10 protein-coding genes are annotated in these 12589 nt (G+C 69.3%); 8 read left to right on the forward strand and 2 right to left on the reverse strand.

The window, feature by feature from the left end:
• Nucleotides 1–231: 231 nt before the first annotated feature.
• Both A33M_RS20560 and A33M_RS20565 read right to left on the reverse strand, forming a co-directional pair.
• Nucleotides 232–1818, reverse strand: coding sequence for an alpha/beta hydrolase (locus tag A33M_RS20560; RefSeq protein WP_008391521.1), 1587 nt, complete (start codon nucleotides 1816–1818; stop codon nucleotides 232–234).
• Nucleotides 1819–1906: 88 nt separating this feature from the next.
• Nucleotides 1907–3700 (reverse strand): thiamine pyrophosphate-binding protein, encoded by a 1794-nt coding sequence (locus A33M_RS20565; RefSeq protein WP_157223594.1) that lies wholly within the window; start codon nucleotides 3698–3700, stop codon nucleotides 1907–1909.
• A gap of 902 nt (nucleotides 3701–4602) precedes the next feature.
• Between A33M_RS20565 and A33M_RS20570 the strand changes: the two genes are divergently transcribed.
• From A33M_RS20570 to A33M_RS20605, 8 genes are all read left to right on the forward strand, one after another.
• Nucleotides 4603–5325, forward strand: a complete 723-nt coding sequence (locus A33M_RS20570; protein WP_202801977.1) for an SDR family NAD(P)-dependent oxidoreductase — start codon at nucleotides 4603–4605, stop codon at nucleotides 5323–5325.
• Between the two features lie 276 nt (nucleotides 5326–5601).
• A complete protein-coding gene (gene nifA / locus A33M_RS20575) occupies nucleotides 5602–7458 on the forward strand; it encodes a nif-specific transcriptional activator NifA (protein ID WP_008391525.1) in 1857 nt (618 codons plus the stop codon).
• A 548-nt stretch (nucleotides 7459–8006) separates the two neighbouring features.
• Nucleotides 8007–9488: a nitrogenase cofactor biosynthesis protein NifB gene (gene nifB, locus A33M_RS20580; protein ID WP_008391527.1), complete on the forward strand. Its 1482-nt coding sequence runs from the start codon at nucleotides 8007–8009 to the stop codon at nucleotides 9486–9488.
• Nucleotides 9489–9540: 52 nt separating this feature from the next.
• Nucleotides 9541–9780 (forward strand): 4Fe-4S dicluster domain-containing protein, encoded by a 240-nt coding sequence (locus A33M_RS20585; RefSeq protein ID WP_272943336.1) that lies wholly within the window; start codon nucleotides 9541–9543, stop codon nucleotides 9778–9780.
• A gap of 34 nt (nucleotides 9781–9814) precedes the next feature.
• Entirely contained in the window at nucleotides 9815–10633 is an 819-nt protein-coding gene (locus A33M_RS20590; protein WP_157223595.1) for a 4Fe4S-binding leucine-rich repeat protein, read from the forward strand.
• The gene (locus tag A33M_RS20595; protein ID WP_008391530.1) at nucleotides 10617–10928 is read left to right on the forward strand and encodes a nitrogen fixation protein NifZ; all 312 of its coding nucleotides are present in this window, start codon (nucleotides 10617–10619) and stop codon (nucleotides 10926–10928) included. The genes A33M_RS20590 and A33M_RS20595 overlap by 17 nt, the downstream gene beginning before the upstream one ends.
• A 5-nt stretch (nucleotides 10929–10933) precedes the next feature.
• A complete protein-coding gene (gene nifT / locus A33M_RS20600) occupies nucleotides 10934–11134 on the forward strand; it encodes a putative nitrogen fixation protein NifT (protein WP_237718433.1) in 201 nt (66 codons plus the stop codon).
• Between the two features lie 95 nt (nucleotides 11135–11229).
• Nucleotides 11230–12147: an SIR2 family NAD-dependent protein deacylase gene (locus A33M_RS20605; protein ID WP_083850586.1), complete on the forward strand. Its 918-nt coding sequence runs from the start codon at nucleotides 11230–11232 to the stop codon at nucleotides 12145–12147.
• Nucleotides 12148–12589 lie beyond the last annotated feature (442 nt).

Genomic DNA, 12589 nt, shown 5'->3' on the forward strand with positions numbered 1-12589 from the left:
CTTCCTCCTCGCCACACGCGAAGCACTTCCGTGAATCCCGTAGCCCCGCCGGGGAGAGGTCGGACCGCGGAGCGGTCCGGCCAAGGGGGACCTCGAGCAAATCACCGAAGCATACGCCCCTTGGCCCGGCGAGCTACGCTCGCCGACCCTCTCCCCACGGGAGAGGGTAAAACCCCGAGCCGTTCAGCCGGAAACAGTATAAACCCGCTCGCCCGCCTTCCTCGCGCGCCTTCAGCGCGGGATCAACGGGAAGGTGACGGCGATCGCCCAGGCGAAGGCCAGCGCATTGGCGATCGCGCCGACCAGCGGATGGTGCGTGCGCCTGTAGGCGAAACGGCTGAACAGGCCGTAGATCACGAAGAACAGCACGATCACCGGCACGATCAAGATCAGGAAGAACAGCTTTTCCAGGTTCAGCGCGATCGCCGCCGCGAGCGACAGCACGAAAAAGAGCTTGGTCGCCGGGTAGGCGCCGCGCGCCGCGCCCGCACCGCGGGTCGCCCATTCGTCGGCGAGGAAGTAAGGCAGCGTGCCGGCGGCGAGCGCGGCGAGGATCGGCAGGCGCGGCGCCACCGGCACGAACGACGTCACGTAGGTGTCGAGCGCGAGGCCGAACACGCCGATGCCGTAGAGCGCGACCAGCGCGGCCGAGAGGAGCAGCAGGGCGACGCCGCGTCGACCGATCGGCGGGTCGCCGAGCGTTTGCCCGCCGAGCGTTTGCCTGCCACCGAGCCGTCCCGCGAGCCACAGGCCGACGCCGGTGAGAAGGCCGTAGAGCGCGAAGTGGAGCGCCAGATAATCCCCGACCAGCATCGGCAGGAAATCGGTCGGCGCCTTCCACAGCAGGAGCGGCGTCAGCACCGCCGGGGCGAGGCCGACCGGCAACAGCGTGCGCCAACGCAAGGATGCGCCGAGCGGGGTCGGTGACAGCCACGGCAGCAATCCCGCGAGCGGCTTTGCCAGCGCGACGATGCCGAGGAGAAGAAGCGCGATCCACGGCCCGCGGTCGTCGACATAACCGCTGCCGGCATGGTGGAACGCGGCGTCGAGCCAGTCGCGCGCCGCGGCGAGCCCGGCCGGGCCGTACAACACCGCGACGTGCTCGACATGCGGCGAGAACACGATCTTTCGCGCCGTGCCGTCGTCGAACGAGCCGTACATCACGCCCGGCTGGGCGTCGGGTCCGGCCGCGAGCCGCAGCACCCGCAGCGCCTCCCGCTTCAGCCCCGGCTCCCAGTCGCCGACCACGACCAGCAGGTTTTTCGGGCTGTCGGCGGTGACGGCGGGCGAGAACATCGACACCGTGACGGCGGCAAAAACCTCGGGATGCTGTTGAGCGGTGCGCACCACGATGTCGGAGGCCATCGAATGGCCGAGCAGCGCGATCTGCCCGCTGGTGCCGGGGAGATTTTTGGCGAAGTCGAGCACCTCGCCGAGCTGCTTCACCAGAAGCACCGTCGTGCCGCTGACGTGATTGATGTCGCCGCCGGCCGGCGTCGGATTGCGGCCGTGGCCGAGGAAATCGAACGTCACGGCGACATAGCCGTTGCGCGCCAGCGTCACCGCGAACGGCTGCATCAGCTGCTGCGATCCGGCAAAGCCGTGCGCGATCACCACGACCGGGGCAGGGGTTTTCTGGTCGGCGGGCCGGAAGACCGTCACCGGCGTGGTGCCGACCGTGGCCTTGCGGATGTCGAGCCCTCGGGTGGTCAGCGCGAGCTGCCACAGCGCGACGGCGATCGCCGCGGCGGCGACGAGGCCGAGCACGAGATCACGAAGGCGGAACCGGGTCGTTCGGGGGGTGTCGCTCTGTGTCACGGGGCCTCACGGGCGAAAGCGGCGGCTCGAGCCGCCGTCTATCGCCCGCGCAGCCGATCCAACGCAAGCCGCGCGTGATGCCGGGGTTTCACAGCGTGCCGTCGACCAACACCTCGATCAGGAACGGGGCGTCGTCGGAAAACGCGCGGTCGAGCGCCGGGGCGATCTCGTCCGCTTTCTCCACCCGCACCGCCGGGACGCCGAGTCCTTGCGCCAGAAGATCGAAGCGCAGCTTTTGCGGCGCGAGGTCGAAGCAGTCGGGAAACGCCGTCTCGGGAAGGCCGCGCTCGCGCCGGTAGGATTGCAGATTGTATTCGAGGATGCGGTACTTTCCGTTGTTCAGCACCACGAATTTCGCGCCGATCCGGTGTCGGGCGGCGGTCGCCAGCGCCTGCACGGTGGCGATGCCGCCGCCGTCGCCGGCAAAGCCGATCACCAGATGGTCGGGCTTGGCGAGCTTTAGCCCCACGGTTCCGGGAAGCCCCGTGCCGAGCATGCCGACCCGGGTCTGGAACCACGATCCGGCCTTTTCCGGCGGCAGATGGCGCAGCAGCTCCGGCCCGTGGGTCAAGGCTTCGTCGAAGATCGCGACCGGCTGTCTCACCGTCTTCAGCCGGGCTGCGAGGTCGGCCATGAAGCGCGAGGCGCGCAGCGGCACGGCGTCGCGCTCGCGCGCGTCGGCGGCCAGGGCCGCCTCGGTCGCCTGCTGCTTTTTCCTCGCCTGGGCGTCGGAGCGGGCGGCCGCACGCTTCTTCTGGGGCTCCGTCATCGTCTCGCGCAGCGCCGCCGCGAGCTTGTCCAGCGCGAGCTTGGGATCGGCGAGCGCGCCGATGTGAGCCGGAAAGTTCTTGGCGATCTCGGAGACGCCGAGATCGAACTGCACGACCTTGGCATCCGGCGCGAACACGCCCTCGAGCTCGGGAAACACTTCCGGCAAGATCGTCGTGCCGCACACCAGCACCACATCGGCGGCCGAGGTGATCGGCCGGCTCGCCGAGCCGAACATGTGGCCGAGAAAGCCGCCGAACAGCGGATGCGAGGCGGGCATGCTCACCTCCGAGCAGTTGCCGCCCCACACGGTGGCCCCCAACAGCTCGGCGATCGCCACCAGCGCGTCGTTCGCGTCCGCCGCGACGATGCCGTCGCCCATCAGGATCAGCGGCCGCTCGGCGGCGGCGAGCACCTTTGCGGCGGCGGCGACGATGTCGTCGGGTGGCGCGACGCGGGTGTCGACCGGCTGCGAGGGCACCACCGGCTCGCTCGCCTGCGCGTCCAGCACGTCCATGGGAAGGGTGAGAAACACCGGCCCCATCGGCGGCGTGCAGGCGGTCTTGATGGCGCGGCGGGTGAGCCGCAGCAGCGAGCCCGGATCGACGACCCGCCAGGCGCACGGGCCGTTGTGATCGGACTTCACGAACGGTCGCGCGATCGCCGGCAGGTCGGCGGCCATCTGGCCGTCGAGCGCGTCGTAGCGCAGGCCAGACTCGCCGGCGAACACCAGCATCGGGGTATAGCCGCGCTTGGCGTAGTACATCATGCCGAGGCCGTTCGCGAGGCCGGCATAGGAATGGAGCTGCACCACCGCCGGCCGCTTCCAGGCGATAAGGTCGCCGTCGCGCTTCACCGGGCCGGTGGCGCGGCCATAGGCGTCGGCGATCGCCACCGCTGGCGCCTCCTGCAGCGCCAGCACGTAGCGCAGGCTGGCGAACTCGGGCCGGCCGAGCGCATCGAGAAGGCTCTCCTCCGAGCTGCCGGGATTGCCGAACACGTAGGGGATGCCGTCGGCCACCAGCTGGCGCAGGAAGGCGAAGCGGCCGGTGTCGGTCGCGGTGCGGGTGCGGGGGTCGATCGCGGTGGTCGTCGTCGTGGGAGAGGTCGTCATGGGAGAGGTCATGGGGCTCCTCGCCGGCCGGGGTGACGCGAACAGGGTACGGATGCACGCAAAGATTGCCAACAGGGAGGATGCAATCAAGAGAACACGAATCGTGCAACCGTGAGTGAGGCGACGGTTTCGCCTCTCCGGCGCCGAAACGCGGTGCCGGCCGGCCGCCTTGTAGGGTTTGCTACAATGTCTCCGCGGCGACGTGCCTCCCCGAATCCATGACCCGGACCGCCTATAAAGCGCGGTGGCTTCGCGGTATCTTATGATTCATTCGGTCGCCTCGGCCGGACCGGTTTCGGCTGGCGCGGTTCCTGCACGATCGAGCCGATGGGCACGTCCGGGTGGTCCCGGTGCGCCGCACCGGCGGACAGGACACGCGGCCATTGCACGCGGCGATTACACGCGAGGATGGCACGAGGCAGGGCACGACCATGACGGTCACGGACGACACCAGCACCCCCGGCATCCGCTCCGCGGCGGACGGCGGTGTGGAGCACGACGGCGTGGGGTGCGGCGGCGTGGGACACGGCGGCCATGCGCCGGATCACGGCGCGCCGAACCAAGCGCTGCCGGATCACGGCGCGCCGAACCAAGTGCTGCCGGATCACGGCGCGCCGAACCCATCGCTGCCGGATCACGGCGCGCCGAACCCATCGCTGCCGGCGCACGGCGCGCCGGACCGGGGGCCGGCCGAGGGCGGCTGCCCGCACTCCGGGGGGTCGGCTCCCGGCGAGCATCCGCACGCGGCCTACGCCCATGGGGGCCACCCGCAGGGGCACCCGCAGAGCCTTGAGCACGGCGACCCGGCGGCGGGCCAGCCGGACCAGGCCGTGCTCGAGGCGATCTGCCCGTTCCATGCCGACAAGGCCTTGGCCGAGCGCCGCCCGCGGGAGGCCAAGACGATGGTTTTGACCGGTGCCTCGCGCGGCATCGGCCATTCGACCGTAAAGCTGTTCGCCGAGGCGGGCTGGCGGATCATCACCTGCTCGCGACAGCCGTTCGATCGCGGCCGCTGCCCGTGGGAGGAGGGGCCGGACGATCACGTCCAGGTCGACCTCGCCGACCACCGGGCGCTGTCGCTCGCCATCATCGACATCAAGGCGCGCCTGGGCGGCCGCCCGCTGCATGCGCTGATCAACAATGCCGGCATCTCGCCGAAGGCCGGCGACGGCGCGCGGCTCTCCTCGCTGACGACGCCGGTGGCGACCTGGATGAACGTCTTCCACGTCAACTTCCTGGCGCCGATCCTGCTCGCCCGCGGCCTGTTCGACGAGCTGAAGGCGGGCCACGGCACGGTGGTCAACGTCACCTCGATCGTCGGCTCGCGCGTGCATCCCTTCGCCGGCACGGCCTACGCCACCTCCAAGGCGGCGCTCGCCTCGCTGACCCGCGAGATGGCGCACGACTTCGCCCCGCACGGCATCCGCGTCAACGCGATCGCGCCGGGCGAGATCAAGACCGACATCCTGTCGCCGGAAACCGAACAGCGCCTCGCACCGTTGATCCCGATGCGTCGCGTCGGCATGCCGGACGAGGTGGCGAAGGTTCTGTTCTTTCTCTGCTCGGACGCCGCGAGTTACGTGACGGGCGAGGAAATTCAGATCAACGGAGGTCAGAACCTCTGACACTTGCGATGATCGTCGAATTTGTTGCGGTTGGATGAAATGAAGATCGGCTTCTCGTCGTCGCGAAAGACCTGTGGATTGCTCGCAAAGACCATGGTGCGTGCCGGGATTCGGCACCGGCGGCCCGCCGGGAAAGGCAAAAAATGCGCACCGACTCCGATTCTCGAGCAGGTCGGGCGAAAAATATAGGCGCGACAACCCACTGCGTTCCGCGCATACTCGTACGGGAAATGCAGGCAGTGGGGCGAGGCTTCCGAGGCCGATGGAGCATGCCCGATGCGTCATGCAGAATCTGACCGTTCGCCGATCGCGGTGTCGTCGGCGCCGTCGGCTGCACGCAGCGAGATCGCCCTCACGGGCGTCTACGAAATATCGAAGATCCTGACGTCGGCGAGCCGGCTCGAGACCATGTTGTCGAACGTGGTCAACCTGCTCGCCTCGTTCATGCAGATGCGGCACGGGGTGATCGCGCTGCTCGACGACGACGGGATTCCCGACATCGCGGTCGGGGCCGGCTGGTCGGAAGACTCCGCCGAGCGATTCCACGCGCGCCTGCCGCAGAAGCCGATCGGCCACGTGATCGCCACCGGCATGCCGCTGGTGGTGCCGAACGTCGCCAAGCATCCGCTGTTCCAGCCGGCCGACATCGCCGAGCTGACCGCCGGCGAGAACGAGACCGTCTCCTTCATCGGCGTGCCGATCCGGATCGGCTCGAAGGTGGTCGGCACGCTGACGATCGACCGGGTGTGCGACGCCCAGTCGGTGCTGCGGCTCGACTTCGACGTCCGCTTCCTGGTGATGATCGCCAATCTGATCGGCCAGACCGTCCAGCTCCACCGCGTGCTGCTGCTCGACCGCGAGCGGATGATGACCGAGGCGCACCGCCTCCAGAAGGAGCTCGACGAGTACAAGCCGCCGTCCGCCCGCTCGATCGCCGGCATCGTCGGCGACAGCCCGCAGATCCGCACGCTGCTCGACAAGATCGCGGTGGTCGCCCGCTCGCGCTCGCCGGTGCTGCTGCGCGGCGAGTCGGGCACCGGCAAGGAGCTGTTCGCCCACGCCATCCACGAGCTGTCGCCGTGCAGCGCCGGGCCGTTCGTCAAGGTCAATGTCGCGGCGCTGCCGGAATCGGTGCTCGAGTCCGAGCTGTTCGGCCACGAGAAGGGCGCCTTCACCGGCGCCGTCGCCGCCCGCAAGGGCCGCTTCGAGCTCGCGCACGGCGGCACGCTGTTTCTCGACGAGATCGGCGAGATGTCGCCGGTCTTTCAGGCCAAGCTGTTGCGCGTGCTGCAGGAGGGCGAGTTCGAGCGGGTCGGCGGCACCAAGACGATCAAGGTGCAGGTCCGCCTCGTCACCGCCACCAACCGCAATCTCGAGGAGGCGGTCGCGAAGGGCGAGTTCCGCGCCGACCTCTATTACCGCATCAACGTGGTGCCGGTCTTCCTGCCGCCGCTGCGCGACCGCAAGAGCGACATCCCGCTGCTGAGCCGCGAGTTCCTCGCCCGCTTCAACGACGAGAACGGCCGGGCGCTGGCGCTCACGCCGGACGCCGTCGAGGTGCTGAAGGGCTGCTGCTTCCCCGGCAATGTCCGCGAGCTCGAGAACTGCGTGCGGCGCGCCGCGACGCTGGCCGAGGGGCCGACGCTCGCCGCCGACGATTTCGCCTGCCGCAACGATCACTGCGCCTCGGCGATCCTGTGGAAGGGCCGCAATCCGCAGGCCGGCGCGGTGCCGTCGTCGCCGGCGATCCCCTATCCGCACGCCGTGCCCGGCGCCGGGAACGGGGCGATGCCGCCTCATCCCGCCGCTCCCCACCCGCACGCGCCGCCGACCTACCCGCCGCACCCGTCCGCCTCCCCGGCCGGCGCGGGCGGGACCGGCGCGGCGCCGCAGGTGGAGGGCGGCAGCATCGGACCCGCTCCCGGCGGCGAGGGTTTCGACGGCCATGGCGAGTTCGACCCGATCGAGCACGGCGGGCAGGGGCCGCTGACCGGCTCCGAGCGCGACCGTCTGGTGGCGGCGATGGAGCGGGCCGGCTGGGTGCAGGCCAAGGCCGCCCGCCTGCTCGGCCTCACCCCGCGCCAGATCGGCTACGCGCTGAAGAAGCACGGGATCGAGCTGAAGCGGTTCTGATACCACCGGCGGAAGACTATGACCTCATCCTGAGGGTCGCCGACGGCGACGTCTCGAAGGATGAGGCCCGCACCGTGGCCTCGCCCTTCGAGACGCACACCTGCGGAGTGCTCCTCAGGACGAGGTCGGACTCTGTCGCCGTTGGTATGAGAGTCCGAGTTCTTTCGGTCGTTCCAGGGGGCGTTCCGGGCGCTGCGACGCGGCGAGCCCGGACCCTCTGTTCGGTGTCGGTGGATTTGGATTTCCGGCTCGTGATCACCGGTTCGCGGTCACCCGCGCACCGGCGCGCGGTCTTGCGGCCCGCGCGAGGGAACGACGACCGCTGCAACGATGCGAGCCGCTCGGGCCACTCGCGCCACCGCAAACGTCCGACACGGCTGTCGGGGTTGCGACACGATGTCGAGCCGCCGTCGTCGGGATGTCGCGGGCGCGACATGTCACCTTTCCCGATGTATCTGAAAATCACGTTACGAAACAACGTCATCACGACTGGCACGGGGCTTGAATAAAGGATTTGCGTCACCTGCGCGCATGCAAAGGACGGGTCCATGGCCAGCTTCGTGTCGCTCGAAACCCTCACCGCCCCCACCTCGGCGGACGCGATGCGCGAGGCACTGAAATCCTCGGGGTGCAAATCCTCCTCGTGCGGCGCCAGCGGCGGCCCCGGCGACCTGCCGCCGGAGGTGTGGAACCGGATCAAGGACCATCCGTGCTACTCGGAAGAGGCGCACCATTATTTCGCGCGCATGCACGTCGCCGTCGCGCCGGCCTGCAACATCCAGTGCAACTACTGTAACCGCAAGTACGACTGCGCCAACGAGAGCCGCCCCGGCGTGGTCTCCGAGAAGCTGACCCCCGAGCAGGCGCTGCGCAAGGTGATCGCGGTCGCCAACGAGGTGCCGCAGCTCTCGGTGCTCGGCATCGCCGGGCCGGGCGACGCCTGCTACGACTGGCGGAAGACCAAGGCGACCTTTCAGGCGGTCGCGAAAGAGATTCCCGACATCAAGCTGTGCATCTCGACCAACGGCCTGGCGCTGCCCGACCACGTCGACGAGCTGGTCGAGATGAACGTCGATCACGTGACGATCACCATCAACATGGTCGATCCGATGATCGGCGCAAAAATCTATCCCTGGATCTATTTCGGCAACCGGCGCCATACCGGCCTGGTCGCCTCGCAGATCCTGCACGAGCGCCAGATGCTCGGCCTCGAGATGCTGACCGAGCGCGGCATCCTGGTGAAGGTCAACTCGGTGCTGATCCCGGGCATCAACGACCATCACCTCGCCGAGGTGAACGCCGCGGTGAAGGCGCGCGGCGCCTTCCTGCACAACATCATGCCGCTGATCTCCGATCCGGCGCACGGCACCTGTTTCGGCCTCACCGGCCAGCGTGGGCCGACGCATGCCGAGCTGATGGCGGTGCAGGACGCCTGCTCGGGCGGCGTCAATCTGATGCGCCACTGCCGCCAGTGCCGCGCCGACGCGGTCGGCCTGCTCGGTGAGGATCGCGGCCAGGAGTTCACCCTCGACCAGCTGCCCGAGACCGTCACCTACGACCCCGCCAAGCGCGCGGCATATCGCGAGGTGATCGCGGCCGAGCGCGACGATCACGTCGCCGCCAAGGCCGATGCCGGCCGCACGCTCGACGCGGCGGCGAGCGACGCGCGGGTGCTGGTGGCGGTGACGACGCGCGGCGGCGCCCGCGTCAACCAGCATTTCGGGCATGCCAAGGAGTTCCAGGTTTACGAGGCGTCCTCCGCCGGCGTTCGTTTCGTCGGTCATCGCAAGGTCGAAAACGCCTACTGCCAGGACGGTTTCGGCGAGGACGCGACACTCGACTCCACCATCCGCGCGCTCGACGGCGTGGGCGTGGTGTTGTGCGCAAAGATCGGCGAGTGCCCGCAGGAGCAGTTGAGCGCCGCCGGCATCGTCGCCACCGACGCCTATGCCTACGACTATATCGAGACCGCCGTCTCGGCCTGGTACGCGGCCGAGTACGGACGCCCCGCGACGGCGATGATCGCCTGATCGTCGCCCCGCCCGGGGCCCCCCGCGCAGCGGTGCCGGCCAAACCCGTCACATCGGACGGCCGGCAGCGCAAACCGCAAGGCAGAGCAGAAGGAGAACCACCATGGCTCTGAAGATCGTCGCGTCGCAATGCACCGTGTGCGGGGCCTGCGAGTTCGAGTGCCCGAATGCGGCCATCAAGATGAAGCGGGACGTCTATGTCATCGACCCGGGCAAGTGCACCGAGTGCGATGGCGACGACCCCAAATGCGCCGCGGTGTGCCCGGTGCCGAACACCTGCGTTCCCGCCTGACCGATTCCGGTCCCCGGCAATGGAGGGCGTCGCCATGGCGAGCGTGGGCAGTGCCGCCGCGGCCCCGGAGCCGACCGATTGGCTCGGGCATCCCGTCTCCTGCGTCGACTGCCCGCACGGCGACATCCGGGCGGAGGGGCGCTGCGATCGCGGCCGCGTCTGCGTGCGCGACCGCCGGGCCCGGCGGATCGATCGCTTCTTCGCCGGCAATCCGGGCGAGGCGGAAAAATACCTCGCCCATCCCTATTTCGAGATCCGGGCGCTCGCCGCCAAGCGGGCCAGCATCTTCCTGCTGCCGCCGCTGGTCGACGACCCGGAGCCCGACGTGCGGGCGGCGGTGGCGCAGCGGCTGCCGCTCCCCCGCATCATCCATCTGCGCGAGGACCCGGACCGCAAGGTCCGCATGGTGATGGCGCAGCGCCTCGAAGGCGCCGCCCTGGTCGCCATGCTGGGCGATCCCGATTACGCGGTGCGGCTGGTCGCGGTGCGGCACGTGCCGCCGGACGTTTTGCCGAGCGCGATGCACGACCCCGATCCGCAGGTGCGCTGCGAGGTCGCCCGCCGGGTGAAACCCGACGTGCTGCCGGCGATGCTGTGGGATTCCGATCCGCTGGTGCGGATCACGGTCGCCGAGCGGCTCGAGCCGTCGCAGCTCGTGGCGCTGGTCGACGACGACGATTTGCGGGTGCGCTTCGTGGTGGCGGAGCGGGGTGCGGCGGCGGCGCTGCCGGCGCTGTGCCGCGATCCGGACCCGGAGGTGCGGGCACGCGCCGAGCAGCGGCTCGCCGCGCTGCGGACCGGGCCTTCGGCCGAGCAGACACACACGGAGGACGGCAATGGGTCTCGGGCGTGAGCAGGAGGTCGAGATCTTTTCCCCACCGCGTTTCACGCCGGGCGAAAAGGTGCGGGCCACCAAGTACGTCAAGAACGACGGCACCTTTCCGCGTCGCGAGATCGGCGATATCCTCGTGCGCAAGGGCGATGTCGGCTATGTTCGCGACATCGGCACGTTTCTTCAGCAGTTTTACATTTACGCCGTCGAGTTCGTCGACGATGGCGTGATCGTCGGCATGCGGGCGAAGGAGCTCGTCAGCCTCGATGCCATCCCGCCGGCGCCCGCGCCGCAACCGGAGCAGCAGTCCCCGTGAAAATCATGATCCGAAAGACCGACAAGGGCTTGTCGGCCTACGTTCCGAAGAAGGATTTGGAGCAGCCGATCGTCGAGCTCGAGAAGGACGCCATGTGGGGCGGCTGGGTGAAGCTGAAGAACGGCTGGACCCTGGTGCTGCCCGACATGCCGCCGGAAACCCGCCTGCCGGTGACGGTGGAGGCCAGGAAGGTCGGCGACGAGTAGGTCGCGCGCCGTTGCCGCCCGGTCCGGCGACGCCGGACGCGCGCGGCGGCGGCACGAGGCCGATCGACGCATCTGGAACGAGCCAGCGTGAGATCATGAGCACCGAAAGCATCGAGCAGATCGGGAATGCCGGCTCGCAGCCCGCCTCCCGGCCGACGCCGCAGGCCGCGTCGGCGCGACCGCCGCATGCGACGCTGGAGACGGTCGCGGCGGCGCTGCGCAGCGGCCGGATGATTCCCTATCTCGGGCCCGACGTGCTGAAGGCCGCCGCGCCATCGATGCCGCTGGTACCGCTGCTGCCGGAGGATCTCGCCGCCGCGCTCAATGCCAAGGTCGCGGTGCCGGGGCGGATCCGCAACAATCTGTGGCAGACCGCCCAATTCATCGAGAGCCGCCGCCATCGCAAGACGCTGACCGCGCTGATGGCCGAGATTTTTCGCACGCCCGTGCCGCCGACCGCGCTGCATCGGGCGCTCGCAAAGCTGCCGCTGCCGCTGATCGTCGACACCTGGTACGACGGCGCGATGCGCACCGCGCTCGCCGAGAGCGGCCGCACCGACTGGGGCGAGGTGCAGGGCACGACCCGCGCCCACGCGACCCGCGACATCTGGACCAAGGCGTACGACGCGAGCGGCACCGAGGTCGACCCGGCCGAGGCCGCCGCCTGGACCACGGTGCTCTACAAGCCGCACGGCTCGGTCGTTCCCGACAAGAATTTCCTCGTGTCGGATTCCGACTATGTCGAGGTTCTGACCGAGATCGACATCCAGACGCCGATCCCCGCGGTGGTGCAGGAGCGTCGCCACGGTCGCGCCTTCGCCTTCGTCGGCGCCCGCTTCCACGAGCAGACGCTGCGTATCTTCGCGCACCAGATCACCAAGCGGGCCGCCGAGGGCCATGTCGCGCTGGTCGAGCCGGACGGGCTGACCCGCAACGAAAGCCGCTTTCTCGCGATCTGGGATGTTTTCCCGCTCGCCGCCGGCCCGGCCGCGCTCGCCGATCATTTGGCCTGAGCGTCTTCTCCTTCTCTCGCTCCGGCGGCCGCTCGGCCCCCTCGGCCGCTCGCGTCGCTCCCGACCTCTCCCCGCTCGCGGGGTGAGGTCGCCATCCGAGCGACGGCGAGGATGCCGGGGGAGGGGGACTTCGACCCCACTTCGGCCCCGCTCCGTCGGTGCTTCCCTCCAGCGTGTCGTGAATGCGCCGCAGGCCGACGCGACAGCGAAGCAATCCCGACGCGACGCCGACCAGACACCGACGCCCTGCCGACGACATCACCCCGAGCCCCTGCGCGCGCAAAAATCTTCGCCTTTGGTCGCAGGCCGAGGCGCTTTGCGCACGGCTCGGCGCCCGTCTTTTCACGACGTCGTCACGATCGGCCGACGCGACCCCTCATCAAAGTTATACCCGCGGCGGGAAACTATGACCTCATCCTGAGGGTCGCCGAAGGCGACGTCT

The organism is Rhodovulum sp. PH10, assembly GCF_000293785.1.
Lineage (GTDB): Bacteria > Pseudomonadota > Alphaproteobacteria > Rhizobiales > Xanthobacteraceae > Rhodoplanes.